We start from the raw sequence: 18436 nt of genomic DNA on the forward strand, positions 1-18436 counted from the left end.
ACGCTATTCGGTGGGCTTGGAGTCCGCGTCAGCGACGAGCTGATTGAGAGCTGACCACCGGGGGTCGAGCACTTCGCGGGGCTGGTAGTCGACCAGGTCTTCTACCCGCTCGCCCGTTTCGGGGTCGAGACCTGGGCAATCAGGCCGGCAAACCGGTTGGAAGGGCAGTGACAGGACCACTGCGTCTCTGACGACTGGTTCAAGATCCACGTGATCGTCTTGAACCCGATAGTCAAAGGCTTCGTCGTCAGAATACGCGAAAAGCTCGGCGAAATCGACCTCGACACTCTCGGTGATCGGTTTCAGGCACCGGCTGCACTCGCCGTCAGCGTCTCCGGACACGTGGCCGGTGACCAGGATGCCGTCGTGCAGGCTCTCGAGACGGAGGCCCAGATCGATCGTCGCCCCTTCGGCGACGGCGATGACGCCCTCGCCGAGCTTGGAGGGCACGGTCACCTCGACATCGGCCTCGCGCATGGAGCCGGGGCTGCGCATGAGGTCGTAGACGGTGACGTCGTACGGGGAGGAAGTGGAATGAGGCACGAAGATCGAGTCTACGCTCCCTGCGCCGCCCTCGGGCGAGCCTCGACGAAGAGACTGATGGGAACCACCGTGGCGCGCACCCGGGCGAGCGGCGCGCTGGTGCGGTGCAGGCCCCGGATGGCCTCGCGGGCGGCGTCCTGCGCCTCAGTTCCGGCGCGCTGATCGGCGAAGCCGAACCGCTCCTCCTCGACGGCGCGCCGCACCGCGTCGACCGCCGCCAGCGCGAGGTCGTCAGGCGCGACGGCCTTCGCGAGGGTGGCAGAGGTCTGCTGCGGGGTCGCCGCCGGATCGACGGGCAGCCCGAGGTCGCGAGCCGTGTCGACGATCTCGCGCCAGGCGGCGAGGGCGGAGTCGGGTGGTCTCTGAGTGAGGCGGCGGCGTCGGCGTGACGTCCGCAGCCACCACGGCAGCATCCCGAGCAGGATCACGATGGCGATGGCTCCGACGGTCAGCGGCACTCCCCCGACGGTCGTGCCGCTGCCGGCCGACTGCGCGTCGGCAGAGCTCGTCGAGGTCGCCGTGGCGGCGTTGCTCGCGGCCGTGCTGGTCGGCGTGGCCTCGGCCGAGGCGGTGTCGCTGGGCTCGGTCGTCGCCGATGCGGACGCCGACGGGCTCGTGTCGGTGCCCGTCTGCGTCAGGTAGCTGGCGGTCGTGCCCTGGCCGACCGTCGGCTCGAAGGGGATCCAGCCGAGGCCTTGGAAGTACAGCTCGGGCCAGGTGTGCAGATCGTTGCTCGTGACGGTCCAGTCGTCGCTGCCGCCGACCTGCGTGCCGGGCAGGAAGCCGACCGCGATGCGCGACGGGATGCCGAGGGTGCGCGCCATGACGGCCATCGCCGAGGCGAAGTGCACGCAGTAGCCGCTCTTGCGCTGCAGGAACGTCTCGACCATGTCGAGGCCCGACCCGTCGTAGCCCTCGCGCACCGGCGTGTCTTCGGAGTACGTGAAGTCGCCGTTGCGGAAGTAGTCCTGCAGGGCGACGGCGGCATCGAACTTGTTCGCCGCGCCCGAGGTCTCGCGCTTCGCCAGGCGGGTGATGGACGCAGGAACTCCGTCGACGTCGAGGTACTTCGACATGTCGGCGGACTGCTCGCCGAGCGCGTCGATGATCTGCTGCGTCGTCGGGTCGACCGGCTTGGACGTCACCGAGTAGTCGAGGCCCTGGGAGCCCTGCGTCGCGCTGCGGATGGTGACGCCCGACTCGTTCACGTACTTCCAGGCGTCGCCGATCCCGCTGATCTTGGTGGCCGGTACGGGGATCGGCAGATACGGGCTGCGGAGCAGAGTGACCGAGACGTCGGTGTCGACGGTGTCTTTCGTCGTGCCCGCCGAGACGCCGGAGGGAGCCGGGAGCTTGTCGACGCTGTCGGCGGAGTCGAGCGTCACAGCCGAGGGACTCCAGCGGGTGCCCGAGAAGTCCACGAGGTCGACGAGCTTGAGGTACTGCCCGGTCGAGGCCGACGTGCTGTAGGTGAGGACGGTGACCGGGTCGCCGCGCCGGAGGTCTTTGCCGAGGTTGATGACCGGGTTGACACCCGTCGAGATGCCTGTCCCGGTGCCGATGCCGGTCAGCGGCGACGCCAGCGACGCCGGGAGGAGAGCGGTGATGATGCCCGCGACCACGATGCCTGCGAGACCGGTGACGAAGCTGGCCTTCGACGGCCTCCGGCCGGTCGAGATCAGCAGGATCGCGATGTAGCCGAGGACGGTCGCGACGACCCACACCCACGCCGGGTCGATGTTCGGGATCAGCGCCGGGACGAGGATGACGACGGCGAACACGACGCCGGTCAGCCCCGGGATGCGGCTCACCCGCGCGAGCACGTCGAGCAGCACGGACGCCGCGGCGACCGACACCACGATCACGGCGAGCAGAGCGTCGCCGACGACCACGGGCGCCTGGTCGCTGACGATGGCGTCCTCCGCCTGCTGAACGAGCAGCCGGATGCGGTCCACGGTGTCGCTGGTCGGGATGATGCCGGCGATCGCCGTGCCGCCCTGGACGATCACCGTCGACGCGACGAGCCCCACGACCAGGCCGGCCAGCGAGGCGACCGCCGACGGCCAGTGGGCCGCGCGGGCGGCAGCCGACGCGGCGAAGACGAGGCCCGACACCACTGCCGGGACGAACCACCAGGAGGAGCCCTGGAAGAGCGGGTGCAGGCTCGCCAGCGACGTGAGAAGGGTCAGCCAGAGCACGAGGGTCAGCCCCCAGCGCGCATTCCCGGGCGCGAACCGGTCGGGCACGCGCTCAGCCACCGAGCACCCCCGGTGCGTGCAGGACGGCCTCGCGGTCGCCCGCCGAGTCGGTCTCGACGACCCGCCAGCCGGTCTGGCGGAGGGTCGCGGCCACGTGGCGCGGCGCATCGCGGTCGGTGTCGTCGGGCGTCAGCGGGTCGCCGTCGAGATGAACGACGATCGCCACTCCCCCGACGCCGGGGCCGCGCGCGTGGCCGAGGCGCACCAGGTCGCCGGGCGTGAGGCTCGAGACGATGGCGATGACGGGCTCGCGCGGTGCGGCGTCCGGGCTGCGGTCGTCGACCGGGTCGTCGAGGGCGATGTCGGCGAGGCGCTCCAAGAAGAGCGGCGTCGTCGAGGGGTCGTGGACACCCACCGAGCTGCCCTCTAGCGTCACTACGCGGGTCTGCGAGCCGGCCATGCCGTACTCGAGCGCGAGCGATGCCGTCAGAGACACCGCCCACTCGAAGCCGTCGCTGACCGGATCGCCCGAGCCGAGGGCCGGATGCCAGTCGCGCCAGTTCTCCTTGGCGACGGGCAGGACGACGCGGACGCTGGGAAGCGCGTGCTGCTCCTCCTGCCGCACCATGAGCTCGCCCTGCCGGGCGGTCGCGCGCCAGTGCACGCGGCGCATGGGGTCGCCGCGACGGTACTCGCGTGTGATGGGATCGTCCTGCCCGCCGGCGAGGCTGTGGTCGCGGCGCTGGCGCGCCCCCTCGCCGAGGGCACCCGACTCGCGGCCGCCACCGGTGCCGACGATCTCGGGGAACACGACCAGCTCGCCGCGGCCGACGATCTCGACGTGGCGCCGAGCAAGGCCGAACGACTCGATGACGTCGATGCGGGCAGGACCGACGCGGTGCCGGCCTCGGGGCAGGTCGTCGTGCTCGAACGTCAGGCGGACCACCCGGCCGGGCTCGATCTCGGCCACCATCGCCTCGTCGGCGTGCATGCTGCGCCACGGAACGCTCTCGCGCACCCGCAGCGCCACGTGCCCGGTCGACGACGGCGACGACACGCTCAGCGTCTCGACGACCGACCAGCCGGCGACGGCCCGGTCGGGCGAGAAGCGGCGAGCGATGACGAGCTCGGGCATCGTTATCCCGACGGAGACCAGAGCGGCGACGACCACGGCGATGAGGGCGACGCCCGCGAAGACGAGCGGCATGGAGCTCAGCAGATAGCCGACGACGGCTGCTGCCAGGCCCGCGACGGCCGCGCCGAGGCCGCGCGGGGTCGGCCTCGGCCAGCCCCTCGCTCGCTCGGCGAGTGCGCGCCGCACGCTCAGACGGCGGGCTCGTCGAGCGGCACGGGCGTCGTGCGCACCACCTGCTCGACGATGTCGTAGGCGGCCGACACCGCGCCGGCGCCGGAGCGGCCGGCGAGGATCAGCCGGTGGCCGAGCACTGGCCCGCTCAGGGCGTCGACGTCGTCGGGGATGACGAAGCGGCGGCCGTTGAGCGCGGCCCACGCCTTGGCGGCGCGCATGAGCTGCAGGGTGGCACGCGGGCTCGCCCCGAGGCGGAGGTCGGGGTGGACGCGCGTGGCCTGCACGATGTCGACGGTGTAGCGCTCGACAGTGCGGGCGGCGTACACGCGGCGCACGGCGGCGATCATCCGGCGCAGCTGCGCGAGCGTGACGAGGGGCCGGAGCGCGTCGAGGGGGCTCGCCGTCTCGCGCTGGCTGAGCATGCGCAGCTCGCTGGCGGCGTCGGGGTAGCCGAGCGAGATCCGGGCCATGAAGCGGTCGCGCTGGGCCTCGGGGAGCGAGTACGTCCCCTCCATCTCGACCGGGTTCTGAGTCGCGACCACGAGGAACGGGTCGGGCAGCGGGTGCGAGAAGCCGTCGACGGTCACCTGGCGCTCCTCGAGGCTCTCGAGGAGGGCGGACTGCGTCTTGGGCGAGGCCCGGTTGATCTCGTCGCCGATGACGATGTTGGCGAAGACCGGGCCGGGCTTGAACTCGAACGCGTTGGCCTGGCGGTCGAAGATCGAGACGCCGGTGATGTCGCTCGGCAGCAGATCGGGCGTGAACTGGATGCGGCTGACCGACGCGTCGACGGCCTTGGCGAGGGCGCGTGCGAGCTGGGTCTTGCCCACACCCGGCACGTCTTCGATCAGGAGGTGGCCCTCGGCGAGCATGACGGTCAGGGCGGTCGAGATCGCGCCGGCCTTGCCGTCGATGACGGTGCCGACTGCCTCGAGGATGGTGCGCGCGAGGTACTGCACCTCGTCGAGCTCCATCGGGGCCTCGCCGCCGGATGAGAGGGAGGGGTTCTGGGCGTTCTGCGTCGTCGTCGTCATGCTGATCCGTTGTTCGGAGCCGAGGGGAGCTCGGGCGGGGTCGTGCCGGCTGCGGCGGGCGCGCCGGGCCCGGTCGCGAGGTAGGCGGCCACGTCGGCGGGGACGTAGGGCGAGATGTCGCCGCCCAGCGCGGCCACCTGACGCACGAGCGACGACGACACGAGCGCGTGCGCCGGGTCGGGAAGCAGGAACACCGTCTCGACGCCGGCGAGGCTGCGGTTCATGATCGCCATCGGCGTCTCGTAGGCGACGTCGACCTGCGAGCGGATGCCCTTGACCAGCACCTTCGCTCCGACGCGCACGCAGTAGTCGACGAGCAGCCCCTCGCTCCAGCTGGTGACCGTCACCTTGTCGGGCGCGCCTGCGGCAGCGACCGCATCGCTGATGAACTCGACGCGCTTCTCGATGGGGATCAAGGCCGCCTTGTCGGGGTTGTGCACGACCAGGACGTGGAGCTCGTCGAACAGGCCCGCGGCCCGGACGATCACGTCGAGGTGCCCGAGCGTCACCGGATCGAAGGACCCCGGGACGACGGCAATCGTGCTCATTCGGCCACCCTAGTAGTCGAAGGCGACACCTGGCTGAACACTTCCGTGACGCGTCACTGACGGTCTCGGTGAACTCGCGGTGACGCGCACGGGTGTCAGTTCTTGGCGAGCGCGTCGCGGCTGGCGTCGTCGAGTCGGCGGGCCAGCGCCGCGGCGAGGGCCGGGTGCCCGGCGAGCGTCGGGTCGGCCTCGATCACCTCGGCGGCGTGCTCGCGCGCCAGCGCGATCACGTCGCCGTCGTGCGCGACCCGCAGCAGCCGCAGCGACGAGCGTCCGCCCGACTGCAGGCTGCCGAGCACATCGCCCTCCCTCCGCAGGTCGAGGTCGATCTGGGCGAGCTCGAAGCCGTCGGTCGTGGAGGCCACGGCGGCGACCCGCTCTCGCGCGGTCGTCCCCTCCTCCGCGTTCGTGACGAGCAGGCAGAGCCCCGGGTGCCCGCCCCGGCCGACCCGGCCGCGGAGCTGGTGGAGCTGCGAGACGCCGAACCGCTCGGCATCGAGCACCACCATCGTCGAGGCGTTCGGCACGTCGACGCCCACCTCGATCACGGTGGTCGCGACGAGCACGTCGATGCGTCCGGCGGCGTACTCCTGCATCACGGCGTCTTTCTCGACGGCGCTCATCCGGCCGTGAAGCGGCTCGATGCGCCGCCCGGCGAGAGCGGGCGCGTCGCGCAGGGCGGCCAGGACGCCGTCGACGCTGGCTATGGCCACCGGCGCCTCGGCGGCCTCCGCGTCTTCGGCGAGCTCGTCGGCGACCTCGGGCGTCGCGGCGTCGATGGCCGGACACACCACGAACACCTGGCGGCCTCGCGCGATCTCCTCGGACGACCGCTCCCACACCCGCGAGATCCAACCCGGGTGGTCGACGAGCGGCACGACGAACGACTCGATCGGCTGCCGTCCCTTCGGCAGCTCCGCGATGGTCGACACGTCGAGGTCGCCGAACACCGTCATGGCCACCGTGCGCGGGATCGGCGTCGCCGTCAGCACGAGCACGTGCGGAGGGGTCTGCCCCTTGCGCCGCAGCGCCTCCCGCTGCTCGACGCCGAACCGGTGCTGCTCGTCGACGACCACGAGCCCGAGGTCGTAGAACTCGACGCGGTCCGAGATGAGGGCGTGCGTGCCGACGACGATCTGCGCCTGTCCGCTCACCATCGCGAGCGTGGCCTTGCGGCGCTCGGCGACCGGCATCTGCCCGGTCAGGAGGACCGGCCGCAGCGTGGCCGCGAGATCAGGACCGAGGGTCGTCACGATGGATCGGAGGTGCTGCGCCGCGAGCACCTCGGTGGGCGCGAGCAGCGCCGACTGCCCGCCCGACTCGGCGACCGCGAGCATCGCGCGCAGGGCGACCAGCGTCTTGCCCGAGCCGACCTCGCCCTGCACGAGACGGTTCATCGGCACGTCGGCCGCCAGGTCGCGTGCGATCTCGGCACCGACGAGCGACTGGTCGCCGGTCAGGTCGAAGGGCAGGGCCTCGTCGAACCGGGCCAGAAGACCAGCGGGCGCAGGAACTCGCGCCACCGCCGCCGACACCCTCAGCTCGGCGCGCTGCTGCAGCAGTGCCGCCTGCAGCACGAACGCCTCGTCGAACTTCAGCGTCTCGCGCGCGGCCTTCCAGTCGCGGTCGCGCTCGGGCCGGTGCACCTTCTCGAGCGCTTCGCGCAGCGGCATCAGCTGCAGCTCGGCACGTACCGTCTCGGGCACGGAGTCGGGCAGCGGCGGCAGGGTGTCGAGGGCGACCTCGATCGACTTCTGCACCTGCCACGAGGCCACCGACGCGCTGGCCGGGTAGATCGGGATGGGCTGCTTCGCCCATCTCTGCGCCGTGGCATCGCCGGCCTCGGCGTTCCGCTCGTCGCCCTGCTCGAACAGCTCGTAGTCGGGATGCGCCAGCTGGCGGTTGCCCCGGTAGTCGCCGACCTTGCCCGCGAAGATGCCGCGGATGCCCGGGACCAGGTCTTTCGCCCGCCAGGCCTGGTTGAAGAAGGTCAGGGTCAGGATCCCCTGGCCGTCGCCGATCCGCACCTCGAGGATCGACCCGCGTCGCGCGCGCATCGTGCGCTCGCGCACGTCGAGCACCTCGGCCACGATCGTGACGCTCTCGCCGATGGCCAGCTCGCTGAGGGCGGTGAGCTCGCCGCGCCGCGCATAGCGCCGCGGATAGTGGCTGAGCAGGTCGCCGACCGTCTCGTACCCGAACGCGCGCTTGAGGGCACCGGCCGTGCGCCCGCCGAGCGCGTTGGACAGCGTCGTGTCGAGCGGAGAGGTGGGCACGGCTCAACGCTACCCGGCGCCGCCGACACCGCCTGCGATGATGGTGCCGTGACTCGCATCATCAGCGGCTTCGCCGGCTCCACCGCCCTCCGCGTCCCGAAGACCGGCACCCGGCCCACCAGCGACCGCGTCCGCGAGGCGCTGTTCTCGGCGCTGGAGGCGCGCGACGAGGTCCGCGGCCTCCGCGTGCTCGACCTCTATGCGGGCACGGGGGCTCTCGGCCTCGAGGCCGCCTCCCGCGGCGCCGCGACGGTCACCCTCGTCGAGAAGGGCCCGCAGGCCGCCCGCCTCTGCCGCGCCAACGGCACGCTCGTGGCCGGCCGCGCGCCCCGCGGGTCGGCCCCCTCGATCGACGTCGCGACCCAGACTGTGCGCGCCTACCTGCAGCACGCCCCGCAGAAGGCGTTCGACCTGGTACTCATCGACCCGCCCTACGAGCTCGGCGACGACGACCTCCGCCTCGACCTCGTGGCCCTCGTGCCGGCCCTCGAGGCCGACGCGCTCGTCGTCGTCGAGCGCCGCGCCCGCAGCGGCGAGCCGATCTGGCCGGACGGCCTCGCCCTCGAGACGAAGAAGTCGTACGGCGACACCGTGCTCTGGTGGGCTCGCGCCTAGCGGCCTCCCGAGAGCATCGGGCGCAGGAACTCAGCCCACCCCGCCCGACCACCGCGCGTACGGGTCCCACCCCGTCGCATCCGCGAGGGGCGCTCCGTCGAGGAGCACGACGTGCTCCCCCGCGCGCACGACGCCCACCGGGCGGAAGCCGCCGGGCAGGACGGCGTCGGCGGGGAACGTCGCCAGGAGCGAGTGGTCCTCTCCCCCGCGGAGGGCCGCGAGCGGGTCGGGCCCGAGCGCCGACCCGACGAGGTCGAGCGTGACGCCGGAGGCCCGGGCGACGCGGCCCGCGTCGAGGGCGAGTCCGTCAGAGAGATCGAGCATGGCGGTGGCCCCGGCGACGGCGGCCAGCACACCGTCGGCGACCGGCGGCGTCGGCGCGAGGTGCCACGCGACACGGGGGTCGCTCAGGCGGAGAGCGTCGGCGGCTCGGCGATCGGGAGTTCCTGCGCCGTCGACCGCCTCGGCGAAGAGCCGCTCGAGGCCCGACCCCGAGTCGCCGAGAACCCCCGACACGGCTACGAGGTCGCCCGGACGAGCGCCGTCGCGCCGCACGGGAGCACGCCCGTCGAGGTCGCCGAACGCGGTGACGGCGATGGTCATCGTGCGCGAGACCGACATGTCGCCGCCGACCACGCCGCAGCCCGGCGCCATCACCGCGCAGCCGTCGGCGAGGCCGTCGGCGAACCGCTCGAGGAAGGCCGCCTCGGTATCGCCCGGCACCGCCAGCGCGACGACCAGCGCCGTCGGAGCCGCCCCCATCGCGGCCACGTCGGTGAAGTTGGAGGCGGCGGCCTTCCAGCCCAGGTCGTAGGGCGTCGACCAGGCGAGCCGGAAGTCGGGGCCGTGCACCATCAGGTCGGTCGTGACCACGAAGCGCCCGTCGGCCGCGGCCACCACCGCCGCGTCGTCGCCGGGCCCGAGCAGCGTGCGGTCGCCCTTCGGCAGGCGCGGCAGGATGCGGCCGAGGGTGGCGACCTCGCCGAGGCTCTCGACGGTCTCGGGCGCGCTGGTCGCGGCACTCTCACTCATGCACTCACGGTAGCGTGGACGTCGATGCCTCCCCGTCGCCGCCGCCGCGCGGCCCTCGCCCTCGCCGCCGCCCTGGCCGCCGTGCCCGTGCTCGCCGGGTGTGCCGCCGTGCAGGTCACGAGCGTGCATCTGCAGCCCGCGGCGCGGGCCGACACCGTCGCGTGCGCCGACGTCGTCGTGCACCTGCCGACCTCGGTGGAGTCCGAGACCGTCCGCGAGACGAACGCGCAGGGCACGAGCGCGTGGGGCTCACCGACGTCGATCGTGCTGACGTGCGGCATCACGACGCCCGAGGTGTCAGACCTCTCGTGCTACACGATCGAGGGCGTCGACTGGCTCGCCGACATCGGCACCTCGAAGGCCACCTTCACCACGTACGGCCGTAGCCCCGGCGTGCAGGTCGTCGTCGACACGAAGGCCGTCGAGGCCCCGACGAACGTCCTGCACGACGTGTCGAGCGCCGTCGGCACGCTGCCGCAGAACCGGGCGTGCCAGTCGCCGTCCGACGCGACCCCCGCCCCGTAGCCCGCCCAGGCGGGCAGGCACAGGCGGGCAGGCACAGGCGGGCAGGCGCAGGCGGGCAGGTGCAGACGGGCCGGCACAGACGGGCCGGCGCAGGAACTCGCCCTAGCGGATCGTCTCGAGGCCGAGCGCGATCAGCTCGTCGAGCAGCGCGGGGTAGCTGAGGCCGGAGGCCAGCCAGCACGCCGGGAACATGGAGATCGGCGTGAAGCCCGGCATCGTGTTCAGCTCGTTGACGATGAACCCCTCGTCGGTGAGGAACACGTCGACGCGGGCGAGGCCGGCCCCGCCGATGGCGTCGAAGGCACGGGCGGCGAGTTCGGAGAACTGCTCGAACTCGGCGCCCGACAGAGCGGCCGGGCAGACCAGGTCGGCCCCGGGGGCGCCGAGGTACTTCGACTCGAAGTCGTAGAACTTGTCGTCAGCGAGCACGATCTCGCCCGCGACGGATGTGCGGGGCGCTCCGCCGCCGCGGCCGCCGAGCACGGCCATCTCGAGCTCGCGGCCGACGACGGCCGCCTCGACGAGCACCTTCGAGTCTTCGGCCAACGCGATCTCCATGGCGGTGGCGAGCGAGGCGAGCGAGGTCGCCTTCGAGACGCCGACGCTGGAGCCGGCACGGGCCGGCTTGACGAAGACGGGCCAGCCGAGCTCTTCGACGTGCTCCTCGACGACGGCGCGACGGTCGGCCCAGTCGCGGGCGGGGACCGTGATCCACGGCGCGACGTCGATGCCGGCGGCCTGGAGCACCGTCTTGGCGAAGTGCTTGTCCATGCCGACGGCTGAGGCGAGGATGCCCGCGCCGACGTACGGCAGGCCGAGCAGCTCGAGCATGCCCTGGACGGAGCCGTCCTCGCCGAAGGGGCCGTGCAGGATGGGGAACACGACGTCGACCTCGCCCAGCGACCGCTCGACCCCGTCTTCGACGACGGTCATCTCGCGCGTCGCGGACGACTCGGGCCAGCGCACCTGCGTGCCGTTGGCCTCGACGGAGGGCAGCTTCTCGGCGTCGAGGGCGAAGTGCGCCGCGTCGTCGGGTTGGAGCGTGAAGGCGCCGTCACGGGTGATGCCCACCGGGATCACGTCGTAGCGGTCGCGGTCGAGCGCCGCGAGCACTCCGCCCGCTGTGGCGCAGCTGATCGAGTGCTCGCTGGAGCGGCCGCCGAACAGGAGGACCACGCGAAGACGGGAGGCAGGAGTGGTGTCGGTCACGGGGCGCCTTTCGACGATGCGGTGCGAGCCCTACTCGCCCTGCGGCTCGTCGGTCTCGGTGAGGTGCGGCGCGATGTTGCGCGGGTCCAGAGTACCGGCGAGGACCTCGGCGACCTGCTGGACGATGGGCATGTCGACGCCGCGCGACCGGGCCAGCTCGAGGATGGGGGCGACCGACGCGAGGCCCTCGGCCGTCTGGTTCATCTGGCGGATCACGTCGTCGTACCGGTAGCCCTGGCCGAGCAGGCGCCCCGCCGTGTTGTTGCGCGAGAGCGGGGACTGGCAGGTGGCGATCAAGTCGCCGAGGCCCGCGAGACCGGCGAGCGTCTCCGGCTTGGCGCCGAACGAGACGGCGAAGCTGGTCATCTCGGCGAGGCCGCGCGTGATGATCGACGCCTTCGTGTTCTCGCCGTAGCCGACTCCGTCGACGATCCCGATCGCGACGGCGATGAGGTTCTTCAGGACGCCGCCGAACTCCGTGCCGATCACGTCGGTGTTGACGAACGAGCGGAAGTACGGGTTCGTGGCGGTCGCGGCTACCAGCGTCGCGGTCTCGAGGCTCTGGGACGAGATGACGGCCGCGGTCGGCTGGCGCTTGGCGATCTCGAGGGCGAGGTTCGGCCCGGAGGCGACGGCGACCAGCGACGGGTCGATGCCGAGGGCCTGGATGATGACCTCGCTCATTCGCAGGCCCGTCGACTTCTCGACGCCCTTCATCAGGCTGATGACCGGCACGCCGTCGGGGATCAGGTCGCGGATCTCGGAGAGGTTCTGGCGGAGCGTCTGCGAGGGCACCGACACGTAGATCTGCTCGGCCCGGTCGAGCACCGCGGGGATGCTCGGCGACGCCGTCAGGGTGATCGGCAGGTTGATGCCGGGCAGGTAGTCGCTATTGCGGTGGGTCTCGGTGACCTCGCGGGCGATCTCGGGCCGGCGGGCCCACATCTGCACCTCGGCGCCGCCCTCGGCGAGCACCTTCGCGAACGTCGTGCCCCAGCTGCCGGCGCCGAGCACGGCCACGCGGCGCTCCATCGACGCGGCCCGGACGATCGAGATCGCCTCGGTCGTCACGAATCCCTTGCTGAGTCGGTCGAGGCCCTCCTGAGGGCCGGAGGAGCTAGGAGGTGCCACGGTCGAAACGCCCGATCTCGGATTGGTTGTGGTGCGCGGGGTCGTACCGGACGGCCGGCGGCTGCCCGCCCCGGAGCTCGGCGACGAGCGCGTCGATGCGGCTCATGACGAGCTCGGTGGCCTCGGCGACCTCGTGTTGGTCGAGGTGGCGCCCCCGGTAGGCCGAGAGGTCGACCGGGTCGCCGATGACGAAGGTGAACCGCTTGCGCGGAAAGAGGCGGAGTTTGTTCGACGGCGGCAGGAGCTCCTGCACGCCCCAGCTGGCCATCGGGATCAGCGGCACGCCGGCGTCGATCGCCATGCGGACGGCGCCGCCCTTGCCCCGCATCGGCCAGAGGTCGGGCTGACGCGTGAGCGAGCCCTCGGGGTAGACGACCACGCAGGCTCCCGTGGCGAGCGAGGCGACGCCGGCCGCGACGGGGTCGGACCCCCGGGTGCGCCCGGAGCGATCCACCGGCACCATCTTCGTCTGGCGCAGGATCCACCCGAGCACGGGCACCCGGAAGAGCGACTCCTTCGCGAGGAACCGCGTGATCCGCCCCCGCCGCCACAGGGCGAACGCCACGGCGAGCGGGTCGAAGTTGCTGTAGTGGTTGGGTGTGAGCACGAAAGCGCCGTCGGCCGGGAGCTTCTCGGGGTTCTTCAGCCGGTAGCTCGCGAGGGCCAGCAGCGGCACATAGGCGATGCGTCCTGCCACGGCGAAGACGGCGTTGGGTTCGCGTGTGCGCTTCTGCGGGGGCAGGGGCGCGTCGGGGTTCATTGCGACGATGGCCGTCTATCCCGCGAAGTCGAAGTCCGCACCGAGCTTCCGCAGCTTCGCCACGAAGTGCTCGTAGCCGCGCGCGATGATCCCGACGTTCGTGATCTTCGACTCGCCCTCCGCGGTCAGCGCCGCGATCAGGTGGCTGAAGCCGCCGCGCAGGTCGGGCACGCGGATGTCGGCGCCGTGAAGCGGAGTCGGGCCGGTGATGACGGCGGCCTGCTCGAAGTCGCGACGGGCGACGCGGCGGTCGGCGTGCTTGAGGCCGTCCTTGTGAACGACGATCTGCGCACCCATGTCGTTGAGCGCCTCGGTGAACTGGAAGCGGTTCTCGTAGACGGTCTCGTGGACGACGGAGACGCCATGAGCCTGAGTGAGGGCCACGACGAGCGGCTGCTGCCAGTCCGTCATGAAGCCGGGGTGCACGTCGGTCTCGATGACGACGGGCTTGAGCTCGCCGCCCGGGTGGTAGAAGCGGATGCCGTCCTCGTGGACGTCGAACTCGCCGCCGACCTTGCGGAAGACATTGAGGAAGGTCATGAGGTCTTGCTGCTTGGCGCCCTCGACGAAGATGTCGCCCTTGGTGGCCAGAGCCGCGGCGGCCCAGGAGGCCGCCTCGTTGCGGTCGTTGATTGCACGGTGGGTGTAGCCGCGGAGCGACTTCTGGCCCTCGATGAAGATGACGCGGTTCGGCTCGACGTTCACGATCGCGCCCATCTTCTGCAGGATCGCGATGAGGTCCATGATCTCGGGCTCGATGGCGGCGTTGCGCAGCTCCGTCACGCCCTCGGCGAGGACCGCCGTCAGCAGCACCTGCTCCGTCGCGCCGACGCTCGGGTACGGGAGCTCGATATTGGCGCCCTTGAGGCCGTTCGGGGCAGTCAGGTGGATGCCGTTGTACGACTTGTCGACGACGGCGCCGAACGCGCGGAGGGCGTCCATGTGGAAGTCGATCGGTCGGTCGCCGATGCGGCAGCCGCCGAGGTCGGGGATGAACGCCTCGCCCAGCCGGTGCAGGAGCGGGCCGCAGAACAGGATCGGGATGCGCGAGGAGCCCGCGTGCGCGTCGATCTCGGCGAAGTGCGCGCCCTCGACGTTCGACGGGTCGAGGATCATCTCGCCGCGAGCCGGGTCGGTGATACGGACGCCGTGGATCGAGAGGAGCCCGCGGACGACGTTGACGTCGCTGATGTCGGGCACGTCCTTCAGGATCGAGGGCGTGTCGCCGAGGAGCGAGGCGACCATGGCCTTCGTCGCCAGGTTCTTGGCGCCGCGGACCTCGATGCGTCCGATCAGCGGCTTGCCGCCGCGGATGACGATCTCGTCGGACTTCAGGCCCACGCGGGCGCCTGCTGCTGCTGCATCCTGAACAAGGGAGTTCACTACTTCACCGGCAATGTCTTGGGCCGCCAGGTGGCGCGGCGTGATTCGAATTCTGTGATTGCCGCCTCGTCGCGGAGAGTCAGGGCGATGTCGTCCAGCCCCTCGAGGAGACGCCACTTAGTGTAAGCATCGACCTCGAACGAAACCGTGTAGCCCGCGATCGTGGCGGTTTGCTCGGCCAGGTCGACCGTGATCTCGGGGACCGGCTCGCCGGCCTCCACGGCCGCGTCGATGATGGCCCAGATCTTCTCGATCTCGGGTTCGGCCACGACGGCGGCGAGCAGGCCCTGCTTGCCCGAGTTGCCGCGGAAGATGTCGGCGAAGCGCGGGCTGAGGACGACCTCGAAGCCGAAGTCGCGAAGCGCCCAGACGGCGTGCTCGCGGCTCGATCCGGTGCCGAAGTCGGGCCCGGCGACGAGCACCTTTGCGCCCTGGAACTCGGGGCGGTTGATCACGAACTCGGGGTCCTGGCGCCACGAGTAGAACAGGGCGTCCTCGAAGCCGGTCTTGGTGACGCGCTTGAGGAAGACGGCCGGGATGATCTGGTCGGTGTCGACGTTCGATCGCTTGAGGGGCGCGGGCGTGCCCGTGACCACGGTGGTCTTGTGCATTACAGGGCCCCTTCCAGCTCGGAGGCGGCAGAGTTCGAGGCGGCGGCGGTGGAGGAGTCGGCCGCGAGGTCCCACGGGCTCGAGAGCGTGCCGCGGATGGCCGTGGCGGCTGCGACGAGCGGCGACACGAGGTGCGTGCGCCCGCCCTTGCCCTGGCGGCCCTCGAAGTTGCGGTTCGACGTGGAGGCGCAGCGCTCGCCCGGTGCGAGCTGGTCGGGGTTCATGCCGAGGCACATCGAGCAGCCGGCGAAGCGCCACTCGGCGCCGAAGTCGGTGAACACCTTGTCGAGGCCCTCGGCCTCGGCTTCGATGCGGACGCGCGCCGAGCCCGGGACGACCATGACCCGGACGCCCTCGGCCTTCTTCTGGCCCCGGACGATCGACGCGAAGGCCCGCAGGTCTTCGATGCGGCTGTTGGTGCAGGAGCCCATGAAGACCGCGTCGACGGCGATCTCCTTCATCGGAGTGCCGGCGGCGAGGTCCATGTACTCGAGGGCGCGCGACGCGGCGGCCTTCTCGTTCGGGTCGCTGATGGCGGCAGGATCGGGGACGGACTCCGAGAGCGACACGCCCTGGCCCGGGTTGGTGCCCCACGTCACGAACGGCTCGAGCTCGCCCGCGTCGAGGAAGACCTCGGCGTCGAACACGGCGTCGTCGTCGGTGGGCAGAGTGTTCCAGTAGGCGACAGCGTCGCGCCAGTCTTCGCCCTCCGGGGCGTGCGGACGGCCCTGCAGGTAGTCGTAGGTGATCTGGTCGGGCGCGACCATGCCGGCTCGGGCGCCGGCCTCGATCGACATGTTGCAGATGGTCATGCGCCCCTCCATCGAGAGGGAGCGGATGGCGCTGCCGCGGTACTCGAGCACGTAGCCCTGGCCGCCGCCGGTGCCGATCTTGGCGATGACGGCCAGGATGATGTCTTTCGCCGTGACGCCGGGGCGCAGCTCGCCCTCGACCGTGATGGCCATCGTCTTGAACGGCTTGAGCGGCAGCGTCTGCGTGGCGAGGACGTGCTCGACCTCGCTGGTGCCGATGCCGAACGCCATGGCGCCGAAGGCGCCGTGCGTCGACGTGTGCGAGTCGCCGCAGACGACCGTGACGCCCGGCATGGTGAGGCCGAGCTGCGGGCCGACGACGTGCACGATGCCCTGCTCGGCGTCGCCCAGCGAGTGCAGGCGGACGCCGAACTCGGCGGCGTTGCTGCGCAGCGTCTCGATCTGGGTGCGGCTCGTCAGGTCGGCGATGGGACGGTCGATGGCGAGCGTCGGCGTGTTGTGGTCCTCGGTCGCGATCGTGAGGTCGAGGCGGCGGACTGGGCGGTCGGCCTGGCGGAGGCCGTCGAACGCCTGGGGGCTCGTGACCTCGTGCACGAGGTGGAGGTCGATGTAGAGAAGGTCGGGAGCGCCGTCGGCGCCTTTGACGACGACGTGGTCGTCCCACACTTTTTCTGCGAGCGTTCTACCCAAGGGTGTGCCCTCCATCGGTTGGCTTCGGATCGGACGAGTCTAGCCGTGTTACGGCTGTGTTTCCCCGGAGGGGAACCAGGGGCAACAGCCCGGAGGGGAACCAGGGGCAACAGCCCGGAGGCCAACGCGCCCCCGCGCCGCGTTCTTCCCGGACGGATAGAGTGCGGCTGACGAGGGGGCCGAGCGAAGGCGGTGCTGGGATGACGGGTTGGACCCCGGCGCGCCCCGAGCGCCCCGCCCCCGCCGCACCGCACGGCGCCGCGCTCGGCACGCCGACGGCGATCGCGGGCCTGCCGGTCGCGCCCGTCGGCGAGCGCCGAGTTCCTGCGCCCGTCGCCTCCCGACGCCGTCGACGACGGCTGCCGCTCTCGCCCGCCAAGAGGGTGATCGCCGGCTTCGCGCTGCTGGCCCTCGTGATCGGGGCGGTCACGGGCGTGGGCACGGCCCTCACTCCGTCGTACGGCGATCTCGCTCCGTGGCGTGACGCGGCGATCGCCGACGTGCGCCAGAGCCCCGAGCCCACCGGCTGGACGACGAACCTGTCGCGCGCGATACTGCCCGGCGTGCCGTCGCGGTGTGCGGAGTTCCGGGCCTCGTCGGCCACCGACCCGCTCGTGATGATCACGGCCGACTCGCCCTCGCTCGGATCGACGGCGAACTGCTCGGTGTCGACGATCCAGCAGGTCGACGCCACCGTCGCCCTCTTCGACCCCGTCACCGGCGACGTGCGATGGCGTCACGACCTGAGCCGCGAGTTCCCGGCGACGACCGGGACGTTCACGGTGCAGCAGACCTGGATTCGCGCCGACGTGGGGCGCGTGCTCGTGGCGTTCACGACCGACGGCCGGTTCACTCTCGCGGTGCTCTCGCTCGGCGACGGGACGCTGCTGAGCAGCATCCAGGTGCCGCGCGGCGACATCGGCTCGGGCCCGCTGGTCGAGGGCAGCCTGGTCGCCTACAGCGTCAGCACGTCGCGCGAGGGCTCGAGCCTGTGGACCCTCACGGACATCCGCACCCTCGGCGACCCGGTCTGGACCGACCTCCTGCCCGACTCGACCCCGGTCGTGCTGCTGCGGAGCGGCCTCTTCACCGAGGTCGACGGCCGGTCGGTCCGCATCGACGGCGCCACCGGCGAGGCGAACCAGGTCGGCGACGGCACCGTGGGCTTCGGCTCGGTCGAGGAGGACGGCGTCGACCTGTTCACGAGCGACACGCTGGCGAGCGGCGTCGCGATCACGGCGTGGAGCCCGGAGGGCAGGCGCCTGTGGACGCGCGGCGGCCTCGGCGACTTCGCCGGGCTCAGCCGCAGCTGCCTGCTGACCTCCCTGCCCGGAACCACGTCGCTGCGGTGCGTCGATCGAGCGACCGGCGCGAGCCGCTGGACTCGCGACCTGGCCTCGCAGGGCTCGCCCACCGGCATGATCGGGCAGACGACCGACGACGTCGCGGTCTTCCGGAGCTTCGGCAACCACTCCGAGCTCGTGATGCTCGCCGGCGGCAGCGGCAGGCCGAAGTTCTCGGTCGACCTCCTGCCGACGACGACGATCGCCGCCGTCTCGCGCACGACCGGCTACCTGGTGTCGTCGAGCCTCAGCGGCACGCCGATCGGCCTGATCGCGTTCGATACCGAGTCGGGGCGGATCCTCTGGCAGCGGAACGTGCTCGACGACGGCGACACCGAGATGTGGGGCGGGCGGCTGGTCGAGCTCTCCAGCGACGGCATCGTGAGAGAGCTGACGAATCCTCCGGGCACGGTGCTCGGAACGTAGGCGCGAAGACTAGGCTCCGGGGCGGTCGGT

Annotated in this window: 16 protein-coding genes; 3 read left to right on the forward strand and 13 right to left on the reverse strand. The window is 71.6% G+C overall.

Annotated features, from left to right (window positions below; all coding sequences use genetic code 11):
• Positions 1-3: 3 nt before the first annotated feature.
• From EDF46_RS04015 to EDF46_RS04040, 6 genes are all read right to left on the reverse strand, one after another.
• A complete protein-coding gene (locus EDF46_RS04015; RefSeq protein WP_233579808.1) occupies positions 4-543 on the reverse strand; it encodes a DUF177 domain-containing protein in 540 nt (179 codons plus the stop codon).
• 11 nt (positions 544-554) lie between these two features.
• Positions 555-2789 carry a DUF3488 and transglutaminase-like domain-containing protein gene (locus tag EDF46_RS04020; protein ID WP_158614141.1) on the reverse strand — a complete coding sequence of 745 codons (2235 nt, stop codon included), beginning with the start codon at positions 2787-2789 and terminating at the stop codon, positions 555-557.
• Positions 2790-2793: 4 nt separating this feature from the next.
• Positions 2794-4062, reverse strand: coding sequence for a DUF58 domain-containing protein (locus EDF46_RS04025; RefSeq protein ID WP_123504952.1), 1269 nt, complete (start codon positions 4060-4062; stop codon positions 2794-2796).
• A 2-nt stretch (positions 4063-4064) separates the two neighbouring features.
• Entirely contained in the window at positions 4065-5084 is a 1020-nt protein-coding gene (locus EDF46_RS04030) for an AAA family ATPase (RefSeq protein WP_370454055.1), read from the reverse strand.
• Positions 5081-5632 (reverse strand): pantetheine-phosphate adenylyltransferase, encoded by a 552-nt coding sequence (coaD, locus tag EDF46_RS04035; RefSeq protein ID WP_123504953.1) that lies wholly within the window; start codon positions 5630-5632, stop codon positions 5081-5083. The genes EDF46_RS04030 and coaD overlap by 4 nt, the downstream gene beginning before the upstream one ends.
• 95 nt (positions 5633-5727) lie before the next feature.
• A complete protein-coding gene (locus tag EDF46_RS04040; protein ID WP_123504954.1) occupies positions 5728-7908 on the reverse strand; it encodes an ATP-dependent DNA helicase RecG in 2181 nt (726 codons plus the stop codon).
• 48 nt (positions 7909-7956) lie between these two features.
• Between EDF46_RS04040 and EDF46_RS04045 the strand changes: the two genes are divergently transcribed.
• Positions 7957-8523 (forward strand): RsmD family RNA methyltransferase, encoded by a 567-nt coding sequence (locus EDF46_RS04045; protein WP_123504955.1) that lies wholly within the window; start codon positions 7957-7959, stop codon positions 8521-8523.
• Positions 8524-8553: 30 nt separating this feature from the next.
• On the opposite strand, the gene thiL is transcribed toward EDF46_RS04045, so the two are convergent.
• Positions 8554-9555 carry a thiamine-phosphate kinase gene (gene thiL, locus EDF46_RS04050; RefSeq protein WP_123504956.1) on the reverse strand — a complete coding sequence of 334 codons (1002 nt, stop codon included), beginning with the start codon at positions 9553-9555 and terminating at the stop codon, positions 8554-8556.
• A 24-nt stretch (positions 9556-9579) separates the two neighbouring features.
• Here thiL and EDF46_RS04055 point away from each other — a divergent pair, with 24 nt between their 5' ends.
• Positions 9580-10080, forward strand: coding sequence for a DUF3515 family protein (locus EDF46_RS04055; protein WP_123504957.1), 501 nt, complete (start codon positions 9580-9582; stop codon positions 10078-10080).
• A 102-nt stretch (positions 10081-10182) separates the two neighbouring features.
• Here EDF46_RS04055 and EDF46_RS04060 read toward each other — a convergent pair whose 3' ends face one another.
• From EDF46_RS04060 to leuC, 6 genes are all read right to left on the reverse strand, one after another.
• Complete coding sequence (locus tag EDF46_RS04060) at positions 10183-11289, reverse strand: D-alanine--D-alanine ligase family protein (protein WP_123504958.1); 1107 nt, start codon at positions 11287-11289, stop codon at positions 10183-10185.
• Positions 11290-11319: 30 nt separating this feature from the next.
• The gene (locus EDF46_RS04065; RefSeq protein ID WP_123505195.1) at positions 11320-12321 is read right to left on the reverse strand and encodes an NAD(P)H-dependent glycerol-3-phosphate dehydrogenase; all 1002 of its coding nucleotides are present in this window, start codon (positions 12319-12321) and stop codon (positions 11320-11322) included.
• 85 nt (positions 12322-12406) lie between these two features.
• Positions 12407-13180 carry a 1-acyl-sn-glycerol-3-phosphate acyltransferase gene (locus tag EDF46_RS04070; RefSeq protein ID WP_199738185.1) on the reverse strand — a complete coding sequence of 258 codons (774 nt, stop codon included), beginning with the start codon at positions 13178-13180 and terminating at the stop codon, positions 12407-12409.
• A gap of 15 nt (positions 13181-13195) precedes the next feature.
• Entirely contained in the window at positions 13196-14563 is a 1368-nt protein-coding gene (gene murA / locus EDF46_RS04075; RefSeq protein ID WP_123504959.1) for a UDP-N-acetylglucosamine 1-carboxyvinyltransferase, read from the reverse strand.
• Positions 14563-15174, reverse strand: a complete 612-nt coding sequence (gene leuD / locus EDF46_RS04080; protein WP_123504960.1) for a 3-isopropylmalate dehydratase small subunit — start codon at positions 15172-15174, stop codon at positions 14563-14565. Before leuD ends, murA begins: the two co-directional genes overlap by 1 nt.
• Complete coding sequence (gene leuC / locus EDF46_RS04085) at positions 15174-16652, reverse strand: 3-isopropylmalate dehydratase large subunit (protein ID WP_199738186.1); 1479 nt, start codon at positions 16650-16652, stop codon at positions 15174-15176. Before leuC ends, leuD begins: the two co-directional genes overlap by 1 nt.
• Before the next feature lie 185 nt (positions 16653-16837).
• On the opposite strand from leuC, the gene EDF46_RS04090 reads away from it, so the two are divergent.
• Positions 16838-18406, forward strand: a complete 1569-nt coding sequence (locus EDF46_RS04090; protein WP_123504961.1) for a PQQ-binding-like beta-propeller repeat protein — start codon at positions 16838-16840, stop codon at positions 18404-18406.
• Positions 18407-18436: the final 30 nt, after the last annotated feature.

The sequence above is a fragment of the Frondihabitans sp. PhB188 genome, assembly GCF_003752365.1.
GTDB lineage: Bacteria > Actinomycetota > Actinomycetes > Actinomycetales > Microbacteriaceae > Frondihabitans.

What these genes read in the sequence shown, in the direction of transcription:
- EDF46_RS04030 (WP_370454055.1), bottom strand. Translation starts at nt 5,084, where the DNA reads ATGACGACGACGACGCAGAACGCCCAGAACCCCTCCCTCTCATCCGGC.
- coaD (WP_123504953.1), bottom strand. Translation starts at nt 5,632, where the DNA reads ATGAGCACGATTGCCGTCGTCCCGGGGTCCTTCGATCCGGTGACGCTC.
- thiL (WP_123504956.1), bottom strand. Translation starts at nt 9,555, where the DNA reads ATGAGTGAGAGTGCCGCGACCAGCGCGCCCGAGACCGTCGAGAGCCTC.
- EDF46_RS04055 (WP_123504957.1), top strand. Translation starts at nt 9,580, where the DNA reads ATGCCTCCCCGTCGCCGCCGCCGCGCGGCCCTCGCCCTCGCCGCCGCC.
- EDF46_RS04065 (WP_123505195.1), bottom strand. Translation starts at nt 12,321, where the DNA reads ATGGAGCGCCGCGTGGCCGTGCTCGGCGCCGGCAGCTGGGGCACGACG.
- EDF46_RS04070 (WP_199738185.1), bottom strand. Translation starts at nt 13,180, where the DNA reads ATGAACCCCGACGCGCCCCTGCCCCCGCAGAAGCGCACACGCGAACCC.
- leuD (WP_123504960.1), bottom strand. Translation starts at nt 15,174, where the DNA reads ATGCACAAGACCACCGTGGTCACGGGCACGCCCGCGCCCCTCAAGCGA.
- leuC (WP_199738186.1), bottom strand. Translation starts at nt 16,652, where the DNA reads ATGGAGGGCACACCCTTGGGTAGAACGCTCGCAGAAAAAGTGTGGGAC.
- EDF46_RS04090 (WP_123504961.1), top strand. Translation starts at nt 16,838, where the DNA reads ATGACGGGTTGGACCCCGGCGCGCCCCGAGCGCCCCGCCCCCGCCGCA.